General features: G+C 59.7%; 26 protein-coding genes. 13 read left to right on the top strand and 13 right to left on the bottom strand.

Features of this window, described 5'->3' with window-relative positions:
• Positions 1–61 precede the first annotated feature (61 nt).
• The 3 genes from G9C83_RS15260 (at position 62) to G9C83_RS15250 (ending at position 4,347) form a co-directional block, all read left to right on the top strand.
• Positions 62–958, top strand: a complete 897-nt coding sequence (locus G9C83_RS15260) for a helix-turn-helix domain-containing protein (RefSeq protein ID WP_167247486.1) — start codon at positions 62–64, stop codon at positions 956–958.
• A gap of 188 nt (positions 959–1,146) precedes the next feature.
• The gene (locus G9C83_RS15255; protein ID WP_167247484.1) at positions 1,147–1,791 is read left to right on the top strand and encodes a class I SAM-dependent methyltransferase; all 645 of its coding nucleotides are present in this window, start codon (positions 1,147–1,149) and stop codon (positions 1,789–1,791) included.
• 6 nt (positions 1,792–1,797) lie between these two features.
• Positions 1,798–4,347 carry an MMPL family transporter gene (locus G9C83_RS15250; protein WP_167247482.1) on the top strand — a complete coding sequence of 850 codons (2,550 nt, stop codon included), beginning with the start codon at positions 1,798–1,800 and terminating at the stop codon, positions 4,345–4,347.
• 428 nt (positions 4,348–4,775) lie between these two features.
• Here G9C83_RS15250 and G9C83_RS15245 read toward each other — a convergent pair whose 3' ends face one another.
• The 4 genes from G9C83_RS15245 to G9C83_RS15230 form a co-directional block, all read right to left on the bottom strand.
• Positions 4,776–5,345 carry a hypothetical protein gene (locus G9C83_RS15245; protein WP_167247480.1) on the bottom strand — a complete coding sequence of 190 codons (570 nt, stop codon included), beginning with the start codon at positions 5,343–5,345 and terminating at the stop codon, positions 4,776–4,778.
• Complete coding sequence (locus G9C83_RS15240; RefSeq protein ID WP_167247478.1) at positions 5,345–5,707, bottom strand: hypothetical protein; 363 nt, start codon at positions 5,705–5,707, stop codon at positions 5,345–5,347. Before G9C83_RS15240 ends, G9C83_RS15245 begins: the two co-directional genes overlap by 1 nt.
• A 128-nt stretch (positions 5,708–5,835) precedes the next feature.
• On the bottom strand, positions 5,836–6,831 hold the full coding sequence (locus G9C83_RS15235; protein ID WP_167247475.1) for a hypothetical protein: 996 nt from the start codon (positions 6,829–6,831) through the stop codon (positions 5,836–5,838).
• 330 nt (positions 6,832–7,161) lie between these two features.
• On the bottom strand, positions 7,162–7,800 hold the full coding sequence (locus tag G9C83_RS15230) for a phosphatase PAP2 family protein (RefSeq protein ID WP_167247473.1): 639 nt from the start codon (positions 7,798–7,800) through the stop codon (positions 7,162–7,164).
• Between the two features lie 560 nt (positions 7,801–8,360).
• Between G9C83_RS15230 and G9C83_RS15225 the strand changes: the two genes are divergently transcribed.
• From G9C83_RS15225 to G9C83_RS15205, 5 genes are all read left to right on the top strand, one after another.
• Positions 8,361–9,131 carry an IclR family transcriptional regulator gene (locus G9C83_RS15225; RefSeq protein WP_167247471.1) on the top strand — a complete coding sequence of 257 codons (771 nt, stop codon included), beginning with the start codon at positions 8,361–8,363 and terminating at the stop codon, positions 9,129–9,131.
• A gap of 268 nt (positions 9,132–9,399) precedes the next feature.
• On the top strand, positions 9,400–10,476 hold the full coding sequence (locus G9C83_RS15220; RefSeq protein ID WP_167247469.1) for an ABC transporter substrate-binding protein: 1,077 nt from the start codon (positions 9,400–9,402) through the stop codon (positions 10,474–10,476).
• A gap of 50 nt (positions 10,477–10,526) precedes the next feature.
• Positions 10,527–11,321: an ABC transporter permease gene (locus G9C83_RS15215; RefSeq protein WP_167247467.1), complete on the top strand. Its 795-nt coding sequence runs from the start codon at positions 10,527–10,529 to the stop codon at positions 11,319–11,321.
• The gene (locus G9C83_RS15210) at positions 11,318–12,061 is read left to right on the top strand and encodes an ABC transporter ATP-binding protein (RefSeq protein ID WP_167247465.1); all 744 of its coding nucleotides are present in this window, start codon (positions 11,318–11,320) and stop codon (positions 12,059–12,061) included. The genes G9C83_RS15215 and G9C83_RS15210 overlap by 4 nt, the downstream gene beginning before the upstream one ends.
• A 2-nt stretch (positions 12,062–12,063) precedes the next feature.
• Positions 12,064–12,915 (top strand): MBL fold metallo-hydrolase, encoded by an 852-nt coding sequence (locus tag G9C83_RS15205; RefSeq protein ID WP_208288922.1) that lies wholly within the window; start codon positions 12,064–12,066, stop codon positions 12,913–12,915.
• 228 nt (positions 12,916–13,143) lie between these two features.
• Here G9C83_RS15205 and G9C83_RS15200 read toward each other — a convergent pair whose 3' ends face one another.
• From G9C83_RS15200 to G9C83_RS15165, 8 genes are all read right to left on the bottom strand, one after another.
• Positions 13,144–13,497: a hypothetical protein gene (locus G9C83_RS15200; protein WP_167247463.1), complete on the bottom strand. Its 354-nt coding sequence runs from the start codon at positions 13,495–13,497 to the stop codon at positions 13,144–13,146.
• Positions 13,498–13,578: 81 nt separating this feature from the next.
• Positions 13,579–14,490: an HNH endonuclease gene (locus G9C83_RS15195; protein ID WP_167247461.1), complete on the bottom strand. Its 912-nt coding sequence runs from the start codon at positions 14,488–14,490 to the stop codon at positions 13,579–13,581.
• A 150-nt stretch (positions 14,491–14,640) separates the two neighbouring features.
• Positions 14,641–15,309 (bottom strand): hypothetical protein, encoded by a 669-nt coding sequence (locus G9C83_RS15190; RefSeq protein ID WP_167247458.1) that lies wholly within the window; start codon positions 15,307–15,309, stop codon positions 14,641–14,643.
• Positions 15,306–16,319, bottom strand: coding sequence for a hypothetical protein (locus G9C83_RS15185; RefSeq protein ID WP_347877813.1), 1,014 nt, complete (start codon positions 16,317–16,319; stop codon positions 15,306–15,308). The genes G9C83_RS15190 and G9C83_RS15185 overlap by 4 nt, the downstream gene beginning before the upstream one ends.
• Positions 16,320–16,398: 79 nt before the next feature.
• Entirely contained in the window at positions 16,399–17,256 is an 858-nt protein-coding gene (locus G9C83_RS15180; protein ID WP_208288918.1) for a hypothetical protein, read from the bottom strand.
• Positions 17,243–17,539, bottom strand: coding sequence for a hypothetical protein (locus tag G9C83_RS15175; RefSeq protein WP_167247456.1), 297 nt, complete (start codon positions 17,537–17,539; stop codon positions 17,243–17,245). The genes G9C83_RS15180 and G9C83_RS15175 overlap by 14 nt, the downstream gene beginning before the upstream one ends.
• Positions 17,532–18,479 carry a hypothetical protein gene (locus G9C83_RS15170; protein WP_167247454.1) on the bottom strand — a complete coding sequence of 316 codons (948 nt, stop codon included), beginning with the start codon at positions 18,477–18,479 and terminating at the stop codon, positions 17,532–17,534. Before G9C83_RS15170 ends, G9C83_RS15175 begins: the two co-directional genes overlap by 8 nt.
• A complete protein-coding gene (locus G9C83_RS15165) occupies positions 18,469–19,020 on the bottom strand; it encodes a hypothetical protein (RefSeq protein ID WP_167247452.1) in 552 nt (183 codons plus the stop codon). The genes G9C83_RS15170 and G9C83_RS15165 overlap by 11 nt, the downstream gene beginning before the upstream one ends.
• A gap of 186 nt (positions 19,021–19,206) precedes the next feature.
• On the opposite strand from G9C83_RS15165, the gene G9C83_RS15160 reads away from it, so the two are divergent.
• The 5 genes from G9C83_RS15160 (at position 19,207) to queC (ending at position 22,155) form a co-directional block, all read left to right on the top strand.
• The gene (locus tag G9C83_RS15160) at positions 19,207–19,437 is read left to right on the top strand and encodes a TrmB family transcriptional regulator (RefSeq protein WP_167247450.1); all 231 of its coding nucleotides are present in this window, start codon (positions 19,207–19,209) and stop codon (positions 19,435–19,437) included.
• 190 nt (positions 19,438–19,627) lie between these two features.
• Entirely contained in the window at positions 19,628–20,083 is a 456-nt protein-coding gene (locus G9C83_RS15155) for a 6-pyruvoyl tetrahydropterin synthase family protein (protein WP_167247448.1), read from the top strand.
• Positions 20,083–20,856, top strand: coding sequence for a 7-carboxy-7-deazaguanine synthase QueE (locus G9C83_RS15150; RefSeq protein ID WP_167247446.1), 774 nt, complete (start codon positions 20,083–20,085; stop codon positions 20,854–20,856). The genes G9C83_RS15155 and G9C83_RS15150 overlap by 1 nt, the downstream gene beginning before the upstream one ends.
• Before the next feature lies 1 nt (position 20,857).
• Positions 20,858–21,466, top strand: a complete 609-nt coding sequence (gene folE, locus G9C83_RS15145; RefSeq protein ID WP_167247444.1) for a GTP cyclohydrolase I FolE — start codon at positions 20,858–20,860, stop codon at positions 21,464–21,466.
• Positions 21,463–22,155: a 7-cyano-7-deazaguanine synthase QueC gene (queC, locus tag G9C83_RS15140; protein WP_167247442.1), complete on the top strand. Its 693-nt coding sequence runs from the start codon at positions 21,463–21,465 to the stop codon at positions 22,153–22,155. The genes folE and queC overlap by 4 nt, the downstream gene beginning before the upstream one ends.
• Before the next feature lie 48 nt (positions 22,156–22,203).
• On the opposite strand, the gene G9C83_RS15135 is transcribed toward queC, so the two are convergent.
• Positions 22,204–22,788: a VWA domain-containing protein gene (locus tag G9C83_RS15135; protein ID WP_243838092.1), complete on the bottom strand. Its 585-nt coding sequence runs from the start codon at positions 22,786–22,788 to the stop codon at positions 22,204–22,206.
• Positions 22,789–23,055 lie beyond the last annotated feature (267 nt).

The raw sequence follows: 23,055 nt of genomic DNA, 5'->3' as shown, positions 1-23,055 counted from the left end.
TCGGTGAGTTACTTGACAGACATAGCGTTAAAGGCGGTTGGTGCGGTCAATGAAGGCGAGGATGGCTGAGGATGCAGCGGATGTGTTTGCGTTACTGTCCGACGATACTCGTGTGGATGTGCTGCGGGCGGTGGCGCAGGCCGAACGGGAGACGGAACTTGGGGAGAGTGGACCGGTTGAGCTGTCGTTTTCGGACATCTACGAGCGCGTTGCGGTGGACAATACGTCGAAGTTGTCCTACCATCTTGGGGAGTTGACGGGGACGTTTCTGCGGAAGTCCGAGCGTGGGTACGCGTTGACGCACGCGGGGGAGTACATGGTCCGGTTCGTGCTGTCGGAGAATTACGGGACGCCGGAGGCGTTCGGGCCGGTTGAGGTGGCTGGGCGGTGTCCGTTTTGTGCCGGGACGGAGTTGGTGGCGGAGCTGTTTGAACAGCAGATATTTCTCGTGAAGTGTCGGGCGTGTGAACGGCCGGTTGCGGGGTTACCGACGACGCCCGCGCAGACGAGAGATTGGGGGCCCGAGGAGTATGTGGAGAGTATGGCGACTGCGTATGTGGCGCAGGTGCGGCAGATGCGGCGGGGGGTTTGTCCGACGTGTTTTGGGCGCGTGATCGGTGAAGTGGTGATGATGCCGGAGAATCCGACGGACTACGATTACGTGGTTGAGTTGGCGTGTGAGTCGTGCTTGCGTTCGTATTCGATGGCGTTACCGTACGCAGTAGTGGGTCATCCGGCGTCGGTAGTGTTTCACTGGGAGCGGGGCGTGGACGTGACTCAGTTGGGGTTCTGGGAGCTTCACGACCGTGCGTACGTGGAAGACTGGGCCGTTGAGGAGCGTGCGGGCGGGGAAGGGTACGAGGTGTCGATGGAGCTGGAGGGCGATTTACTTCGGCTCGTTGTCGATGGGGCGGTTGGTGTGGTGGAGTCCGAGACGGTGGTGCGCGGGCGGTCCTAGCGGAGGTTAGTGATGTTTTGGTTACAAAATAGCGGTTGAGTGAATCCGGTGTCTGCGCGGGGTGTTTCTCGTTACGGGGTTAGTTTCCGGGTTGTGGTGGTTAACGCGAGTTTTGAAACTGCCCCGATAATATATCAATTATTCTATAATACTTATGCCGGGCTCTACCGACTACTCAACACGGAGCCATGCCACCCACAACGCACCAACCACAACCCGACTACGACGCCCGAACACACTCCACCGACGACATCAGGGACATCTACGCCGACCTCGCCGACAAATACGCTCGCTACGCATTCATCGACCGCCACACAACCGGTCGCTACCGAAAACGCCACTTCCGGAACGCCACCGGCCGCGTCCTCGATGTCGCCTGCGGCACCGGGACGAATTTCCCGTACCTCACAGCAGCCACCGACCTCGTCGGCATCGACCTCAGTCCAGAGATGCTCGCAGTCGCCGAGAACCGCGACCGCGACGCCGACCTCTACGAAATGGACGCCCAAGACCTAGAGTTCCCCGACAACAGCTTCGACACCGTCATCTCCGCGCTCTCCACATGCACGTTCCCCGACCCCGTCGCGGCCCTCAACGAGATGGCGCGCGTCTGCCGTCCCGACGGCCGTATTCTCCTCCTCGAACACGGCGAAAGCGACGCCAGCCTCATCGCTCGCTACCAACACTGGCGTCGTGACGCCCACTACGCTACCCAGGGCTGCCGACTCACGCAGGAGCCGATGGACCACGTCAAGGCAGCCGACCTCACCGCTGGAACAGTCGACACCGCCTTCTTCGGCATCATCACCACTATCGAAGCAACCCCGAACTGACACCCCATGGCCCTCCAACGATTCCTCAACACCACCGCCAACATCGTCACCACACACAACATCGCCGTCATCGTCGTGATGCTCGTACTGACAGCCGGCGTTGGCGCGGGCATCACGACTCTCGGCAGCGCCAGCGACGGCGAAAGCGCCGTCGATTTCCCGCCGACCACGCCCGCCGAGAAAGCCGACTACATCACCGAACACTACACCACCGCCTCAGACAGCGCCAGCGAGCGCGCACACGTCCCGGTCTACGTCAACGCCGGCGACGGGGAGAACGCGCTTTCGAAATCGTCGCTGCTGGCAAGTCTACGTTACCAGCAAGCCGTCCTCGAGAACGAGTCGGTCGCCAGCACCGTAGCCGCCGACAGTAGTCGTACTGGCGCCGGCATCCACGGGATACCGAATCTCGTGGCGGCACAGCTCGCCGACAGCGACACCCCCTCGCTGGACACCCAGATCGCGGTCCTCGCCGACGCCACCCCCACAACCGTCGAACGCGCTACAAAGACCGCGCTCGCCGACAATCAGGAAGCCCGCCAACTCCTCCCCCGGTCCTACGAGGCCGGCTCCGCCACCGCCGAGAGCCACCGGATGCTGTTCACGTTCACCGCAACTGACAGCGAGGGCAACGCCCCAACGGACGCCACAAAAGCCCTCTACGAGACGGCCGCCACCCACGAGAGCCCCGACGTATTCACCCTCGGCGAGCACGCGCTCGCGGAGTACCAAGCCCAGAATATCTCGAACACGATCGCCCTCATCGTTCCCGTTGTACTAGCGCTCCTGCTGGTCGTACTCACATTCACGTACCGGGACCTCGTCGACGTCGTCGTCGGCATGCTCGGCGTCGGCGTATCCATCCTCTGGATGTTCGGCATCCTCGGCTGGCTCAACGTCGACATCGGCACCACGATGATCATCGGCCCCGTACTGATTGCCGGGCTCAGCATCGACTACGGCTTTCACATCTTCACCCGCTACCGCGAGTACCGGCGCCCGGACGAAGAAGTCCGCGCGCCCATGGCACGATCCGTTCGGTCAGTCGGCGTCGCCCTCGGTCTCGTCACCGTCACGACCGGTATCGGTTTCCTGTCGAACGTCACCAATCCCGTCGAAAGCATCCAGACGCTCGGCATCGGCATCACACTCGGCGTCGCGTCTGCACTCGTCGTGTTCGTCACGCTCGTCCCCGCCCTGAAAGTCACCGCTGATGCCGCACTCGAACGCCTCGGGTTCGACCGCCAGAAGCCACCGCTCGGCGAGAGCGCGCTCCTCAAGCCGCTGCTCCGGGGAAGCGTCGGCTTCGCGAAACGCGCCGCTCCAGTCGTCCTCGTGCTCGCAGTCCTCGCCGGTGCTGCCGGCGGTGCCGCGTGGACGAGCCTCGACGAGAAACCGTTCGACCGGCAGCGCGAACCCACAGCCGACTGGAAAACCGACCTCCCAGAACCCCTCGGCTGGGAACGCACCGACTACAACCGCCAAGACATCTACGTCCAAGAACACTACCGCGGCGTCGCCGACGACACCAGTCAACGCGTCCAACTACTCGTCGAAAGAGATGTGACAGACGACGGCGCGCTCGATGCCGTCCACGATGGCACCAAGACGCTCGTGGACGGCGGCCGCGTCCTCTCGCCAGTCACGGTCATGCATCGTGTCGCCGTCCGCGACGACGCGTTCGCGGAAACGCTCGCCGCCGCGGACACCGATGGTGACGGCGTCCCCGACGAGAACCTCGCTACCGTCTACGACGCGCTGTACGCAGCTGCGCCGAACACTGCCGAACGCGTCATCGAACGGTCGCCCGACACTGGCGAGTACACGTCGCTACGCGTCGTCGGTCCCGCCGACGGCGGCGGCAGCCTCGCGGAACGCGCCGACCAACAGCGCACCGCCGCCACTGCCATCGAAGACGCGGCCGGACAGGGTGTTGACCTAGATGCGACGGCAGTTAGCCCCACGACCATCCAGCAGGCCGGCATCGAAGCCGTCACCGCGGGCATCCTCCGCGTGATGGTGCTTGCGCTCCTCGCCATCACACTCACCTACGTTGCTGTTACGGCGCTCTCGTACGGCAGCGCGACACTCGGCCTCATTACGGTCACGCCCATCGCGCTCGTCGTCGCGCTCGTCATCGCCGGCATGGCCATCCTTGCTGTCCCCCTGACGCTCGTCACAGCCCTCCTCATGAGCCTCACTATCGGCCTCGGCGTTGACTACAACATTCACGTCACCGATCGGTTCGTCGAAGAACTCACCTCAGGACTCGACCCAGAGAAAGCACTCGAAACAGCCGTCATCGGTACCGGCGGAGCGCTCGTCGGCAGCGCCCTCACTACCGCCATCGCCTTCGTCGCTATCCTCCTCCACCCGTCACCACAACTACAGAACTTCGGCACGCTAGTCGTACTCGCACTCCTCGCCTCGTTCGCCACGGCCGTACTTGTCCTTCCAAGCCTCCTCGCAATCTGGATCAAACACGGCACCCCAGAGACCGTCACCGACCAAACACCCACCCCAATTCAACAGACAGCAACCAGCAGCCACGACTAAACGACTCATCAAGCCACCGCCATCAAAAAATAGTACTACCCTCCTTTCATCCTCGGCCACTTTTACATCCTCAAAAGCATCGACCCTTCGACGTACGAGCCCCTAGAACCCGCTACCAACGTTCGAAGTAGCCAAAGTGATCACCCAACTCAAGGCATTTTTCGCGCCGCCAGAGACTGCCCACAGCTCAAGCCATCAACACCGGCTCGGCCACAATAATCCAGGACGCTACCGGCTCCACCTGCTCTCGTCGATTCCGTCCGCAATCCCCCATACATCGCTTTCGATAAGCTCGCTCTCACTAGTGAGTTCATCCATCACTTTCAGCACATCGCACACCGAGAACCAGAGCTGTCTAACTCGGCCAGTACCGGGTAAATACGAGGTACACTCCCACTGTAACTCCGCTATCCTACGGAACGGCTGTTTTACTCGAGGCGCGCTCGCAGCTTGGCAACGTAGGGGCTGTTATCCCAACTTCGGTGTGGACTAATCGTCGCCAACAGCGTTCGCGCATCATCGTTGCTCATGTAGCCGTTTCGGGCGTAGTCACAGATGAGTCGTGGCGTCGGGACGATCCGTGGCCTCTGCAAGACCGCGTGGATGAGCGGGAAGTTCGTTCCGCCGAACTCGTCGGTGAGAAACCCATCGACGCCGCGTGCGTTCGCAAGGACGATCCCATCAGTTTCGCCCTCATCGAGACCGAACGTCGGCCGCGAATCCGTGGTATCCTCTCGCTTGTAGGGGTCTTCGACGGTGTAGTAGTCCCGCGCCGCGAGAACGTTTGTCGCTGCAGCGCCGTGGATATCCTGATACTGCGTGATCTCCTCAAGCTCTGTGCGGACCTCCGACGGGACGAACACGTCACAGGAGGTAAGCAGGTACTGCAGTGGGTCCGGGGCTGCGTCGGTATCGTACGCGCTATCGGCACGCGGTACGGCCAGACTGACGAGCGCGCTCGTGTCGGCGACGACCGTCCGCAGTCGCTGCCCGGTCATTACTCGTCGTCACCGGTATCAACTTCCGTCGCGTCGTCGCCATAGATGTCGACGTCCGCCGGCGCATCAAGGTCCAGCGGCTCGTCCTCGAGGTCCGCTTTCAGCAAGCGGAGCCGCTGGGCGGTTTCGGTCCCAACGAGCTGCTTGACGGTCTCGAACTCGAGCTGGTCGTCGTAGTATTTCGTCGCAACCAACTCCTGGAACGACTCACTGTCAGCCGTCTCCTCAAGGTACTCGCGAATCGCGTCGACAAGCAGGTCTGTCCGGTCCGTATCGAAGAGATCCGCAACCGCGTCAAGCCGCTCCACGAGGTACTCCGGAGACTGGAAGTGTACCCGTCGGGGCTTGTCGCTTGCACCCATCTCATGTGCATCTTCTGCACATAGATACATAACCATTTCGGCGACTGCACACAGCTTGCACATAGATATCCTCGATGAGCTAGCAGTCCTGGCTCACGGTATCGGCATGTCATCACGTACCATCCAGCTCAAGATAGCGCAGAGACTGACACCTCTGTGAGCACCACCAGCGTCTCTAAGGTGTCTCGCGTGGAGGCCACAGAAAAGCCCAACCCGTTGGGAGGAGAGGTGTTCGATGATGTCGTATCCGGTTCGACGAGACGGATCGTTAGGTCGGCACCGGCCTGGAGTTGGAAGCGATAGCCTTGCTCGACGAGCGACTTGATCGCCGTTCGGGCACGACGGATCTGCGCCATAGCGCGGTTGTACCAAAGGCGTTCGGTGGGTTCGCCCGGAGCGTCGGCGAGTTGGTCAAGCGCCTGCACGGCAGACCGGTATGCAGCGATCGGGTCTTCGTCGGCAGGATGTGCTGCATAGCCGGTTCCCGTCCTCGCCAACTGTGCGAGTGTGAGCTCTCGGCCATTGAGCAGAAACACGAAGTCCGCGCTCCCGCCATCCCGTCGGAAGGCCACAAGTTCCCCATCGATCTCATACGCATCGCCGTACCCGGGATTCCCGGTGAACCCTCGAATGACGGTTGCGCCCGTGTCGTTATCCGTTGACACCGCGTCGTTCGTTCCGAGGGTCGCGCTCACAGTGTTGCTTAGTTCGGCACCGTCGACACCTCCCTGGACGATCAACTCATAATAGAGTTCGCCCTGACCTGGGGTTTGAATGCCAAGCGTGCTATCGAGGTCTCGCTCGATGTACGTTGGCCGCCTAGGGATAGTCGGGTCAGCCTGGCGAGGAAGTTCATCTCGGAGAATGCGTCTGCCGTCAAGACGAACGAAAAAGTCACTCGTCCCACCGGTGCGGGCAAAGAATATGAGGTCGCCATCGATGTGATAGGCGTCACGGTATCCTGGATTACCGGTGTACCCGCGAACGACCTGTGTCTCCTCGTTATTCCCAGCTAGAATGACGTCGTTGTCCCCCGAAGACTCGATTTTGTCGCTGACTGTCGCCTTCTCAACGGTACCCCGCACGACGAACTCGTAGTAGAGTTGCGCCTCTTCCGTGCTCACGATTTCCAGGAGTTGCTCGGGTTGTTGAAGAGCGGGGGAGCGCAGGGGGAGTAACCCACAACCGACAGCTGCGGTACCCGTGAGGAACGATCGCCGGTGAAGGGGATCAGGTGAATTGGACATACAATCTAGAATGGGTAACATCTCTCACAAGGGGTGTTGTTGCTAGATTCGAGAATCCCGGCAGGGAATTAGTGACAAGGTTCTATTCAGATCCACTTGCGCCCGCATCGGAGCCGCGAATTTTCGTGTACAAAAGCACTTCATGATCAACACGGGGAGGGCGGATTCTCCTTTTCGATCCGTTCTCAGCGGAAGCCGAGGCTCCACTCAGGTGGTCGTTGTGCCCAGTTCCGGTTGCAGTGACCCGGAGGCCTGCACCCAGTAGACGCCCCCGACGACGAGTGCCGCGACGAGGAACCCGGCGATGGACTGTTCCCACGTGTGTGCGTCCAGGTAGATTCGGTTCGGGACCATGATGATAGGGAAGACGAGGAGCGGCCAGAACCGTCGGTTGACGAGAGTGAGATAGAGCGCGGGCATCAGCGAGATGATGACGTGGCCCGAGATGTCCCAGAACGGAGAGACGAGGGCGTAGGGGACGGTCACTACGGCGAGCGCCTGCATCGCACCCGGCACGAGCGGCCCCCAGTCGAAATGCCGCCACACGGCCCACGTCAGTGCAGCAGCAATCAGGAGGCCGCTGGCGACGAGCCCGTCCATGACGGCGCTCTTTCCCTGTGTCGCCGCTACAACGCCACTGCCGACGACGAGAAAGTACGCGACGGTCGGCACGAGCGAGAGCACTCCGACTCCGAGGAACGCACCGATACGACGCCAGAGCATCGACCGCTCGAGGCCCTGCCTGGCCCACTCGTGGTGGACGAGCAGGACGATGCCGACTCCGAGGACGGTAATCGGATGGACGACGTACGGGTAGTACTCCATCGTCTGCGAAACCAGTCCCATGTTGTGTACTACGGTACCACGGGGGAAAGGGTCTGTGTAGGGGCCTATCCGACGATCTCGTCGACGAAGCCGAGTGAGCACCCTGCGACCACCAAACGGCGGCGGTTGTCGAGCCGAGGCTTCCGACGGGTGTGCTGGTGGCCGCGAGGGCCACACGAACTGCCGTGACTATGTTCGGCCGGGTAACCGGCGGTAGATAGTTCACCCTAACACCGAACGACAATCTACTAGTAGGCTCAGTGAAAGTGGAATGGCGTATTCAACATCAAAACGCGCTCGGACCGATTAGCTCCCTGACAGCGTCACAGAACATGTCATCTTCCAGTACAACCCGGAGAGCAGATTGCTAAGTACAGACGGGTTACGGATATATCTCCTCGATGGTCGAAGGCCCGCGCAGCAAAGTATGCAGTCAAGTACCGTGTAGGTCTGGGGGCGAAATATAAACGAAGCGAGGGTACGAATTCTACGAGAGTTCGAACTCGCTCCGATCTACTCCCCTGAACTCATGGGGCAGTGCGGGGGAAGAACTATGATTAGCTATCTTCGTTTACTGTCGCATGGGAAGTGATGGTGCTGGTTCGGGGCCAGTTCGGGCTACGTTGAAGTCGTTCGACATCCTGGCCAGTGTGCGAGAAGAAGGTCCCGCCACGGTGACCGAGCTCGCAGACCGTCTAGAGTACTCAAAGAGCACCATCCACCGGCACGTGATGACGTTGACGGAAGAGGGGTACTTGGCGGAGGGTGACGAAGGGTACCGGATCGGGTTGTTGTACCTAGATTACGGCATCCATACGCGGAACGAGAACGAGCTCTACCGAGTCGCGGATTCGAAACTTGATGAGATTGCAGCTGAACTCGATGAGAAAGTCTGGTGTGTCACCGAGGAGGATGACTACGGGGTGTTCCTTTCGAGTTCGTCGGGGAAGCACGCTGTCAAGACATACACTCGAGTCGGCTATCGGATTCCGCTGCATGCGTTCGCGGGTGGGAAAGCAATTCTTGCGTTCATGGATGAGAATCGCGTCGAAGCAATGATTGAACGACGCGGATTGTCGCCGTTCACAGATGACACGATCACATCACGTGCCGAATTGTTCGAACAGCTCGAACAAGTGCGCGAGCGAGGGGTGGCATTCAATTACGAGGAAGGAATTGAAGGGATTCATGCGGTTGCTGCACCCGTGTTGGACCGCAACGACCGACCTCGAGGTTCAATTAGTGTGGCTGGACCTGCGAACCGCATCAAAGGAACATACATGACTGAGGAAATCCCCGAGTTGTTACTTGGGTTCGTCAATGAATTAGAGGTAAGACTGGCATATGAGTAGTTATTCGGCGACAATCAAGTTGTTCGGCCAGTCCGAATTAACGTGAGTGCGACCGCGTGGGAAGCAGCAATATATCAAATATAGTTGGCTTGAGGAGGATGACAATCGAAACCGCCAGACAGGAGCGTCCTCATACGCTTTAATATAAGACAAATTATTCATATAAATAATATTTTTAGTAGGTTCGTGCTGCCTGCTGCGGTTCTGCCTAGTAGAATAATGATTAATCAATACATTTATTGAGCTATGTCTATAGTAATCGTTTGGTATGTCACAAGGTGACACGACAGGCCGAAGACGATTCCTCCAGGCGTGTGGCGGCATCGCTGCGGTTGGCGTAACTGGTCTGGCCGGTTGTACAGGCAACAGCAACAGCGGTAGCGACGAGACGACAACTGCAGGCACCCAGTCCGGTGACGGAACACAACAGACACAGCAGACAGAGCAACCCCTCTCGACGGTCGTTCACGGCGCCGTGGAAGGCGGAACGACGGGCGTACTGGTTGAGGTGATGAAAGAACAGGGCTATGACAATGAGTACGGCATCAACGTCCAGCCGGAGTTCTTCACGAGTCCGCCACAAGTTCAACAACAGATCGTCCTCAGCCAGGACATCCCCACTGGGTTCATGGGTTCGATCGTCGCAACCCGGCTCAATGCCAGCGGACATAATCCAAAGCTCGTCGGTCCCTACATGCTCTACCACATGTACGTGCTCACACGCTCGGACAGCGACATCAACGAGCCCGCTGATCTTGCCGGGAGCAGAGTCAGCTGGGCGAGCCGTCAGGCCGACGCTTGGCTGAAGTTCAACGTGATTCTCGAGATGGATACAGGCGTCCAGCCGGACGAACTCGAGTTCGTGCAGACTGCTCCACCCGCGAGTATCGACCTGCTCAGGCAGGGTGAACTCGACGCGATTCTGCTGAACGAACCCCTCGTCACGAAAGCCCTTGCTGAGAACGATTTCGAAGTCGTGTTCAATCCACGGCAGGTCTGGGAGGAGAGTGAAAACCTCCCACTTACGACCGTCGACCTAGCGTGGGACGGCAACTGGAGTGCGGACAATCAAGAGTCTGCCGTTGCGCTCGCTCAGGCATCCAGAGATACGCAGGCGTACATCGAGGGCAACATCGAATCAACCATTGACACGTACACGGATGCATTCGGCTTGGAGAATGAGGCGCAGATCTCGCTCGCAAAGGAACGGTTAACGCAGATCTACCCATCCGAGTGGGACGAACAGGGATTCCTCGATGCAGGGTACAACATGGCACAGCGTGCAAATGAGATAGGACTCATCGAGGAAGAACCGTCAGAGGACATCTTCAGTTGGGTTCTCTAAGTAGATTCATGTTAGAAGCATTCACTTCCGGAAAGTCGTCTCGGGCCTCGTTGGGCGACCTCTTCCACCGCTTTGACCGGTTCGCGTACTACCTATTCTCGATCCTGGTGTTCCTCGTCATGTGGGAGGTCGGGGCAGCACTCTTCGGCCGCAACCTCCTGCCGGGTATCGCGCCAGTTGCTGTCGAAATGGTTGCTATCATTGAGACTGGCGAATTCTTCGTTCACCTCGCGGATACTCTGCAGCGGGTTGCGGTTGGATTCAGTATCGCCTACGGGGTCAGCATCCCACTCGGTATCGCAATGGGACTCGACCGTCGAGTCGAGTATCTCTTCGATATTCCAGTGTTGATCGGGATTTCAGTCCCGGGGTTGGCCGTAGCAATCCTCGCCATCATCTGGTTCGGGCTCTCCGAGTTGACTGCGTACGTCTCAGTGTTCCTGCTCGCGACGCCGATGATTGTCTTCAATTTCTGGCAGGGCACGAAATCCATCGACGCGGACTTGCTCCAGATGGGACGAGTGTTTGAGATGTCGAAGATAAACCGCGCACGTCATATCATCCTGCCGTCGCTGCTACCACACCTGCTGGCTGCCGCACGGTTCGGGCTTGCGCTGTCGTGGAAAATCATCGTCATCGTTGAACTACTCGGTCTGACGTCCGGAATCGGGTATCAGATAAACAACGCGTTTCAGCTGTACTCGATTACAGGTGTCATCGCCTGGACACTGAACTTCACCATTGTCATGATGCTCATCGAATTCGGGATTCTGAAAACTATCGAACGCCGGGCAACGGCCTGGCGCGGTGATTCGGACGTACAAGGAGGGGGGAAACGCGAATGACCGAAATCGTTCTGGAGGACGTATCTAAGGGATACGCCCAACGCGACGACAGCTACCTCGACGTCCTCGACGACCTCTCCTTTCAGACGTCGTCGAACGACTTCGTCTGCGTCATCGGGCCTTCTGGTTGTGGAAAATCCACGATGATGAACCTCATCGCCGGGCTCGAAGACCCCTCAGAGGGTAAAGTCCGAGTCGGTGACGACACCGGTACGGCGAATATTGGGTTCGTGTTCCAAGAACCGCGGCTGCTCGACTGGCGCACCGTGCGCGAGAACCTAGAGCTCGCACTTCAGGGGAAGGGCGTGCCGAAGTCGGAGTGGGACGAACGCGTGGATCGATACCTGGACCTCGTCGAACTTGTCGGATTTGAAGACGAGTATCCGCGGTCGCTGTCGGGGGGTATGAAACAGCGAGTCGCTATCGCACGCGCGATGGCAATCGACCCGGACGTCATCCTGATGGATGAGCCGTTCAGCAATCTCGACGAGATTACAGCCCGTCAGTTGCGGTCCGACCTGGTCGAAATCTGGCAGACGGAGCCGAAGACGATCGTCTTCGTCACGCATAACGCCCTTGAAGCTGCCTACCTCGGAAGTCGCGTCCTGGCGCTCTCCCAGCGACCAGCGAGTTTGGTTGCGGACCGTGAGGTGACGATTGAGCGACCGCGCGACCTCTCGGACCCGGAACTCGTGTCGCTGTCCGAAGAGCTAGTCGACGCTTTGGAGGTCGGCTGGTAGCAATGGAGGTTGTACTCCTCGGGACCGGGAGCCCGGTGCCACTTCTCGATAGAGCAGGGACTAGCACGATGCTGAACGTCGACGGAGAACGGTTGTTGGTCGACTGCGGTCCGAGGACAGTGTACCGGCTACTGGAACACGAGGTGAATCCGGGAGCTGTCGAACACCTGCTGTTCACACACCAGCACATGGACCACAACGCTTCGTTCTTTCATTTTGCCATCGCTGGCTGGTCGGTGGGCGGCCGCGACGAGCTGACGGTCTACGGCCCCGAAAACACTAGTCGATTGCTCGAAGCTCTCGAACACGTCTACGAGGAAGACATCGAGTACCGGCAGCAGGTCGGCTACTCTGGTGAAGGTATTGATGACATCGAGTTCGTGTGTGCAACGCCTTCGTTCGAGGTGACAATCGGCGACGTGCGGGTATCCGCGTGTCCCGTCGAACATTCCATTGAAACCTATGCGTACCGATTCGACGATACGCAAACCGGTGCTTCAGTGGTAATCTCTGCGGACACGAAGCAGGTCCAACGACTCGCAGACTTCGCGACTGGTGCAGACATCCTCATACACGAGGCCTGCATTGCGCCGGTGGACAACTCGGTATCCGAGGAGGACGTCATGTGGTCGGAGTTCGCGGAGCCTATGAACGAAGGGAAACGTGACCGCCTCGCTGCAGTGCACGCAAGTGCAAGCGAAGCCGGCGAGATTGCGTCCAGTGCAGGTGTCGAAACACTTGTCCTCAACCACTTGCTTCCGTACCGTGACATCGGAACAGTTCGGAGACAGGCAGAATCGACGTTTGACGGCCGTGTCGTGGTTGCCGAGGACGGCGATACCGTAACTCCGTAATCTCGTTCAGGGAAGGGATCATCGGATCTCACAGTTTTCATAACGAAAACGAAGAGCGAAACATCCGCTATGTTCGCAATCCAACTTACCATCGATTTCATCACAAATAGTATCTACCGAATATAACCCCATTAGATCCGCTGTACGTCAATTTCGCGGACATTCACACCGCTCACAAACCCCACACTACGGGGTGGATGGATACGGGAGACGGCGAGGACCCCTTAGTTAGTAGCTGTCCTGGATCTTATCCAGCTTACACTGCGTGCAGAGATCGTCGGCGATACAGCCAGCACTATCGTAGGGACATTTCCACTCGTCGATGTCCACCGAGAGCCGTCGTTTTGCTCGCGTCCACTCATTCGCCCACTCCTGAATCGCCATCTCATCAGAACGGAACACAATCTCACCATCCTTCGACTCAATCTTTGCAACGGTCGCCGACTCCGCTCTCTCCTTCACTGTCCCCACCGCCGCCTCATACGACGCATGACGAACCCGCTCATTCTCCGCCTCATCATAGAGCAGAATGACTGTAACCGCCCGCTCACTCTCCTCAGACGGTTCATGCCCGCGCGCCATTACACAGCAAAACACGAGCAACCGCAAAGAAGCTACCCCAGCCACAAACCCCCTCCCCAAGGAGAGTGACCCCAGGCCCAGTTACGAACTAGACCCCCAGGTTTCTACACGCCCGAGCTCACCCTCAACGTCAGGCGTAGCATCATCAAGTCCTTGCTGGCCGTCACTGCCAGCGCCTGCCCCAGGCTGAGTAGTGGTCTTGGTTGGCGGTCGGCCGCCACGGTTGAATGCGTCGAGTGGGAAATCGTACGCCTGCGCGCGCTTCTCCTTGTAGAACGTCGAACGACGCGACACGCCGAGAACGTCCATAACGGCCTGCCGATCACACCCACGCGCAAGCGCCCGCCGCACCTGCTCGTCCTCCATGCGCTGCAACAACACCCCCGGATCGCTAGGAATGTGGCCACGCGCCGACGTCTCGATGTCCCCCGGGAACCCCCACTGTCCGGTCTGCACGTCTTTGTCAACGAGCGGCGCCTCCCGGCCCTGGACCTTGTGGTCGAGGCCCATGAGCACCCACAGGCGTTCGCGGACCGCGCTCACCGTCAAATCCGCGGTGAGCGCAGCCGCGATCTCACCCGTCCGCGCCGGCCCGCCACGATCGAGCACCCGCAGAATCTCAAAATCCTGCGGCAACAACACGCTGAGATCCCCATCACTCAACTCAACCGGCGCATCCGTAACGGTCGGGCGGTCGTGCAGCCACCGGTGACACGGCCGACACAACGTCGTCAAATTCTCGATCGCGTGCACATCAATCTCCTTGGGATCACGGTCGATGTGGTGGGCGTGTAGCGTCGCCAACCCACCCGCACCCGGGCCACGCCGCCCACACACCTGACACCGCCACCGATCCTGCTCTAGCAACGCCTCCCGTGTCACCGGATCCACTGTCTCATGACACCGCGCCGGCGACCCAAACCGCGCCCCACTACTCGCACTACTCGATTCACCACCACTACCGTCGTGACTGTGTTCGTTCGCTGCTGGCATCAATAAGGTACGTACAGTCGCTCGCTGATCATCCAGTGACACTCTCCGGGCTGTGGGTGATGTATCGCTTCAAGACCGCACACCAACGCCCGCGTACCCGAACCACACCGCTGACCCACCCCACGACCAACGACGGTTGTCGCGACGGTGTCAATCATGGATGGTGGGCGTGAGGGACTTCAGTTTGAAATCCGATTTACTGCAGTACCGCTCCGCCAACCGTCCCAGCGAGCGGGTGCGGAGGATGTCGGCGACGTTGTGCAGCACTAACTCCTCGAACTGTCCGTCCTCGTAGGCGGTGACTGCCTCTTGGCTGTCCTCGAAGGGATCGAGGCCACTGTACTCGCCATCACACAACACCTCGTAGACGTTCACGAGGTCACCGACGGTCTCATCAGCATCGACGGTCGTGTTAAACCGATTCGTCACCACCGGTAACAAGTCCGCGTACGGTACGTCCTCGAACGGCCAGACAACATCCGTGGCTGCCAACCGTGTCCGCAAGAACGGCAAGTCGAACCCCGCCTTCCACCGCTCCCCATTGTACGCCACCAACAACACCTCCGAGTCACGAAACCGCTCCCCAGCGAACTCTCCCACCGCCTCCAACAACCCCGCCTCCGACTCGTGCGTTGAGACCACCACGTGCTCACCTACCTGCTCACGCACCCAGGTCTCCAAGTCCGGCGCTGATCGCCCGCCTGTCTGGCAGAACACCCGACACCCCAACGGCACCACAAACCCAACCACCGTCACCTCATCCTCAACCGTGAACCCAGTCGTCTCAATATCAAACGCCACCAATTCCAAGTCAGTCACACTCCCTCACCCCCATCCAGTTGACCGGCTCGCCGCCACCAATTCACCCGCTTTTTCGCTGGGCGTCGCTTCGGCACCCGATCAGTCTGAGGTGGCCGGAGGCGTACCTCGCCAAACCCGTACTTGGCGTGCGAGCCGACGCGCAACACCCCATTGATCGCCGTCCCCACCACGTCACTCCCCGCATACGCAACGATTTGTCCGTGATCGACGACTGAGAGTGCGTGGGTGTCGCCATCGACGGCGAGCCGGGTCTCCCGCCGCCGCAACCCATCCTCGCCTGCAGGGACCGACACGGCTGTCTGGTCGACGTTCCACCACCACGGCACCGATTGGTCGTCCGCCCCCGGAAATCCGCTCTCGAGCACGTACGGCGACACCAGCTCTACCTGGCACGACCCACTGCTCGCGGCACCCGCCTCTAACCGCGAATAATCCAACGCATCCAAATCCACCAGCTGGGTGTCCGTCACCGACACTTCCCCCAGCCCGTAGTTCCGTCCACCACCCACTCGCAGACCATCTAACACGGACTCGTCGAGCGGCAGGCAGTCACTGGGGCCGCGGCCGGTGTGGAGGTAGCACTGCAGGTACCAGGAGACCGAGCGCTTCGAGTTCCGCGTCTCCGGCGGCCGCCCAAAATAACACTCCGGCGCGAACGCCAACCGCCCACCCAACGACTGGACTGGATGTACGTTATGGGCGTCGCGTGGCCGCCCATTCTGCAACCACCGCTGTGCAGGGTCCCGATACACGAACAAATCCTCGTACGCCTCCACGTCCGGCAACGACCCGCCAAGCTTCCCCGCATACCCCGACTGCGAATGCTCGCGTGGATATTCCGCGAACTCCTTCGGCGTAAACACCCCATGACTCACCTGAAGGTCACGCCGCACTGGTTCGCCGACACGCCGTGCAATCGCATTGAACAACGCGTGTCCCGTGACGGCGTACGGATGCCCGTAGTATGGGGCGTCCAACTCGAACAACACCTGCTGAATCACCGTCACCACAACCACCCCACTCTGCTAGTGTTCTCCTCACCCACGCCCCCGAGAGGTGCACGCGGTCTCCGGCGAGAGAGGGATCTCATGGGCCTTCACCCCGTGATGGGCGGCGGGCGTCCCCTGATGGTTCGTGAGGCTTGTACGCGGCGGTGAAGTCCCTGATGTACGCGAGGGCGGTCGACCACGCTCGGATGCGGCGGAGCTGTGCGTCCAACACGCGCCACCGCCGCCCACTCCCAACATCGAACGGATACACCGGGAGGCGCGCCCACACATCACCAAACGACCGCACCGCCCGCTCACCAAGCCGCACCCCAGGCCGCCCACCAGGCGCACCCGTCACATGCAACGCGAACGCCGGCGTCCACAACACCGTCCGAAACGCCTCCACCACATCCGAGTCCTGCGCCGCCCCAGGCCACCGCTCAAACTCCCCCGGTTCAGTCGCCACCAGGTAGAGATCCTCGAGGTCGTACCCCTCGCGGTAATTATCCAGCAACGCCCCCGCCAACAACACGTGGTATTGCAGGGACGTGTACGGGTAGTACACCGTCTCGTTGTACGCGCCCGCCACCGTGCTCGTCAACCACCGCGCATGCAACACCTCCGGCTCCGAGGGCGTCACCAACCACTCAATATCACCCCGCCGATTTGCCACTAGGCGTGGGTCATCAACGGCACGATCACCCGACACCAACGACAACCGATGCGGCGTCGCGTGGTTGTCGACGGACTGTTCGGGATTCCCACGCGGCCGACTCAACATCGACGCATCCGCATCCGCCCCCAACGGCACTCGCTCATTCACCCGCACCCCAGCAAACTCACCAACCCCCGACCCATGCTGCCGCCCCCGAAACTTGTGCACATCATGCCGATACACCCCCACCATCTCATCCACGCCGACCTCCTCGTCGGCAGTAGCCTCACTCATTGCCATCACCAGCCTCGTCAACCGCTTGCAGTTCCTGCACCGTCCGGAGCTCCATTACCGGCTCCGCCAACTCATCCAACTCATCGCTCGCCAACCCAGTGGTGCCCCCGGCTTCATCAGAGCCACCAGCAGCAGCGTCGTCCACAGCCGCCTGCTCGTCGTCTTGCCCCGTCCCCACGTCAACTGACGGCTCCACTAACTCATCCAACTCCGCCTGATCAACCGGGTCAGGTTTGACTGCCTCAAGGTGCTCCTCCAACGCCTCCTCGTCCTCGAACTCGTCAGTCATCACCCATCACCCCCACAGTCGCCGCAACACGCGACTCCAACGCCCCAACAAACGCCCCACGGCATTCGTCGCGCCACAATTCGTCTTTCTCCTCCATCCGGTTGGTCGCCGCCTGCGCACGGTTGTACACTCGGCGTAGCTCATCGTCCGTGTACAACGGATTCACGACGTCTGCGTCGACGATGCCGGCACCGAAATTCCGCGCTCCACCGAGCTGCATTTCGTATTCCGCACTATGCCTATCGAGGTAATCGACCGCCTTGACGAGCAACCCGACGTATTCGGGCTTCAACTCGCGCAGCGTCAACCGCCACGTCCCCACGAGATTTCCGACAACGTCTCGGTCCGCCTGCCGCAACGGTTGGCCTTCGTCTTCCTCGTTCCGCGACCGAACCTGCGTACTCAACTGCCGATAATGCGCTTCAGCTTCACCCTCCACCACATCGACCTGCCGGCGAATCGGCGAGAACCGAATCGGCCGACGAATCACCCGCCCCGCACGATCACCAAACCCACCAAACAAATCATACACCATGCAACCCTGGTCATCATCACCCGCATCCACACACGCACCCTTCTCATGGTACCTAGCGTTGAGGTCACGCTCGTACACATCCTCAAGCATGAACTCCGCATTCGCCTCTCCAGGATGGCACGCCGACCCACCTAACTCCTGCACAACCCGCTCACAGCCGTGACGGAGCCACCCACTGAGGGTGAACGGCGAAATCTGCCCCGCAATCTGATTCTGCGGATCATCCGCCTCATACCGGTCAGCTGAAGCGTGGTGTCTGTCCGTTACGATACCATCACCAGGCGCTAACAACCCAGCCTCTAAGCCCACGTAGACATCTGGGAACCCGAACTCATCAACCGACACCGGCACATCGAACCCACAGTCAAGCTCGGCCGTCTCGAACACCAACGAATCACTCGCCATCCCCACTCACCCCCTCATCATCAGCCGCAACAGCTGGTTGTTCAACCCGGCACCCCACCGGCAACTCCATCACCACCCGCATCCGCGGCACCACCCGCCCTTCACCACTCTCACGCTCGCACACCAGTCGATCACCGAAGTCAACACTAACACCCTCACGATCTGAGATTTCTCGGATTGACGTCGTTGACGCCTCACTCACGCCAACAATCGTTGGCGACACCACAACCGGACACAACCTAGACTCGTCCACCGAGTACCAGCCGAACTGACCACGAACCACCACCTCACGCACACCCAACGTAAACTCAGTCGAGTACCCGTCTAAATGATCATCACACAACACGTACTGCACCTCAAAAGCGGGCGACCCCGCCCCGCGGAAGACAACCACACCAACCTCCATGCCTTCCACGACATCTTCACCGCACACGTGACACGAACCCGCCCCTTCCCCGAGCGCAGTCCGTTTCAGTTGGATTATATCTTCAATTAATCCTTGGGCGATACTCTCTTCATCCTGTGACTCTGATTCTCTCATGGGTTCTTTGGCAGTTGCATGAGAACCTGGTCCGGGTGCCCTAACACCCGGGCGTTCTTCGAATGAACGCCGTGTTGTACCGGGCCTCAACCATTAGTCAAGGGTCCAATGGCATAAGCCTTTGGCTGTTCGACTAATGGAAACTGCTCCAATAGCCATTAGTGAAACCACATCAACGCCTGTGGCATGGGTGACCGGGAACGGGACAAGGAGAGTGGGAAATTCGTGGAGGAGTACCCACGGGAAGATTTTCTCCGGGCCCTTGAGGAACTTGGTCCTGCTGGAACAACCGAAATTTCGACCCATATCGGCTGCGATCGGCGAACTGCGTATCTCAAATTACAATCACTTGAAGACGAGGGTAAAGCAACAAGCCGGAAAGTGGGCAATGCCCTCCTGTGGGAATTAGTAGAGTAAGTTCAGTCGCCTTCTTCGTATTACAGCTCTTCGTCTGATTTTTGAATTAGAAGTCATTCCTCCTGCTCAATACAGGGATAGCACATGGAGTACCCCATTCCTGACTGTCTTGTTATTTTCTCGAAAACTATCATCGGCCTTTCGATATTCTTCCGATAATATTTAGTTCATACCTGGAGAATGAGTTTCCGTGCCTTTAGAACAACAATCCTCATCATCGCTCGCTGATGCCGGCGAGCGAACGCTCCAAGTTGGGAGCGATCGCCCTATCCGAATTAGCACCGGGCATCGGCTTCTCCACCACGATGGAAAGTGCAGTCGTCCGCACGGCCACAACTACGAGATTTCGGTTGAGGTCACCGGATCTCTCACTCAAGATGGCTGGGTCGTAGACAAAGGGGATATTACCTCAGTAATAGATGACTGGGATCACCGATTCCTCCTCGAAGAGGACGACCCTCTCATCGAAGCCTTCGAGCAGAGCGGTGACGGTGATTCACTCGTCGTTCTTGAACACCCGCCAACTGCGGAAGTGATGGGGCTCGTTTTGGAACGAAAACTCCTCGAGACACTCCCTGAATCGGTCTCTGAGGTCGCAGTCACCGTTCGCGAGACGTCGGAACTCTGTGCGGGGGCAACTCACTAATGCCGGTCAGCTCTACCGCCGACGAGAAGCAAGCAGACGATGTCAATGGTGCGACGCTGCCAATCAATGAGCTCTTCTACTCGCTCCAAGGCGAGGGCAAGCTCACCGGGACGCCATCAGTATTCGTCCGCACGAGCGGCTGTAACCTCCGCTGTTGGTTCTGTGACTCCTATCATACCTCCTGGGAGCCGACCCACGCCACCATGAGCGTCGACGACATCGTCGAGGAAGTCCAGTCACACGACGACGCCGACCACGTCGTCCTCACTGGTGGTGAACCGCTCGTCCACGAGGAAGCGGTCACCCTCCTCGAACGCCTCGATAACCTCGGCTACCACAACACCGTCGAAACCAACGGCACCATCCACCGCGACGCCCCCATCGATCTGGCGAGCATCAGTCCGAAACTCGTCTCCAGCACACCCACCCCCGAGAAAGATCCGAAGGGTGACGGCGAGTGGGCGGATCGCCACGAGGACCGCCGCATTGACCTCAACGCGCTGGGCGCGCTCGTCGACGACTACGACGCGCAACTCAAGTTCGTCGTCACTGGCCCCGACGACCTGCCCGAAATCGAATCACTCCTCGCCGACGTCCGCGAGGTGACCGCTAGCCAAATCCTGGACTCCGACGTGCTGCTGATGCCCGAAGGGACGACCCGGGACGAACTCGACGCCCGCCGGAACGCGGTCGCCGACCTCGCGATGGAGTACGGCTACCGGTACACGCCCCGCTTGCACGTCGACCTCTGGAACGACGCCCCCGAAACGTAACATGACGAGCACGCACTCACAGATCGCGACTGACGAAGCCGAATCCGACATCGACTACGAGAAGGCACAGCGCGGCGTCCGCCTCCTGCTAGAGGCCGTCGGCGAAGATCCGGATAGTGACGCGCTGGCTGAGACCTGGCAGCGTCGTGTTCCCGACGCGTTCGCGACACTTACAGAATGCCAACGCGAGAACGCAAAACCGACCATGCGGACGTTCGACGCCGAGACAAATAACCTCGTCGTGAAAACCGGTATTCCCGTGTACTCGCTGTGTGAGCACCACTTGCTTCCGTTCTTTGGAACGATCAATCTCGCGTACAGGCCGACAGACGAGGTTGTGGGGCTCTCGAAGCTAACGCGGTACGTCCGCTGGCAGTCACGGCAGCTCACGATGCAGGAGCGGCTGACGAACGATATCGCGTCGGGACTTGCAGAGGAGCTTGACGCAGCTACGGTCCTCGTCGAAATGAATGCAACACATCTCTGTGAAGCGATGCGCGGCGTCGAAACGGAGAGTACGACTACCACCAGAGCGACGGTCGGCGAGCCGACTGAGGCCGAGCGTGAGCGGTTTCAGGCCGCAATCAACCACACGGAGGGGAAGCAATGAGTGAAAAGCGGGCGGTCATCCTGGCGTCCGGGGGAATGGATAGTGCAACGGCCGCAGCTGTCGCGCAAGATGCTGGCTATGAGTTGTACATGCTGCACACGTCCTACGGCCAGCAGACTGAGAGCAAGGAGTACGAGTGTGCGAAGGCCCAGGCTGAAGCCTTCGACGCCGCTGACTTTCTGCACCTGACGACGGATCACCTCTCGAAGATCGGTGCGTCGAGTCTCACTGACGAAGATATGGACGTCGAGGAGGCTGACTTGGAGAGTGACGAGATTCCGAGCTCGTACGTGCCGTTCCGGAATGCGAACCTGCTGTCGATGGCGACGTCGTACGCGGAAGCAAATGACTGTGGGGCGGTATTCATCGGCGCACACAGTGAAGACTTCTCGGGGTATCCGGACTGCCGGCCGGAATTTTTCGAGGTATTTCAGCAGGTCGTCGACGTCGGCACGAAACCGGAGACGGAGATCAGCGTCGAAGCGCCATTCGTCGAGTCGTCGAAGACGGACATCGCCGAGCGCGGCCTCGAACTCGAGGTCCCATACGAGCACACCTGGAGCTGCTACCGGGACGAGGCACCAGCGTGTGGCACGTGTGACGCGTGCGCGTTCCGACTGCAAGCGTTTCAGAATCTCGGCGAGCGAGACCCGATCGAATACGCCGAACGGCCGGAGTACACCGCGTAGCGATTCAGGTCACGCTGTTACGGTTGTTCAGTACGGGCGGTCCAATGCTCAGGCCTGATCCTGGCGCTCGCGGTTATCGTCGTCGAACCCGCCGGTCGATCCCTCTCGCCGCGCCTCGCTGATTCGCTCGGACGTGGACTCGTAGGCGGCCTGCGTGCCCTTGCTGCTGTGCGCCATGTCCAGAGAGTTATCGGCGTCCATACCCATGCTGGTGGCAGTGAGGGCGGCGTCCTGGTTCGCGCCGATGAACAGGAATTCCCAACCGTACTCTTCGCGCCGCTCGGTGACTTGCTCGCGGACGCGGCGCTGTGGCGTCTCCGAGGCGTTCTCCTTGCCGTCAGTCAAGACGACGACAATGACATTCTCCGGGGACGCGTCCGCGTCCAGCTTCGACAGGTAGTCCTCCGCCCCCGCAATCGCCATCGAAATCGCGTCGTAGAGTGCCGTCTGACCGCTAGGACTGTACGTTTCCGTGTCCAGCTCTGGTGCGTCCTCAATCGGGTACCCGTGGTAGACACGTTCCACGCCGGTGTCGAAGTCGTATAACGATACGGTCGCCGTTCCCGGTTCCGATCGCTGGTCGTCTAGGAACGAGTTGAACCCGCCGACTGTATCGCCCGCGATCTTCGCCATTGACCCCGAAGAGTCGAGAACGAACGTGACGTGGGTGTTCATGCATTCGACCGAGGTCCACGATTACACATAAACTGACGAACAGCTGAGTGCCGCGACTGATTTCCAGCCGGCATTCCGTGAACTCCGCTAATCAGTGTCCTGAATTGTTCACCAATCGGCCCGGTGTGGTTGTTCAATCTGGTAATTACCTCCGGATACTTGACGACGTCGTGCGGCCCTATCTGGAACTGCTGTCGCTTCGTACGCACGGGGATCAGACAGACT

Origin of the sequence: Halobacterium sp. R2-5 (assembly GCF_011734195.1) — an archaeon.
Classification (GTDB): Archaea; Halobacteriota; Halobacteria; order Halobacteriales; family Halobacteriaceae; genus Halobacterium.
This window is presented reverse-complemented; position numbering and strand designations above follow the sequence as displayed.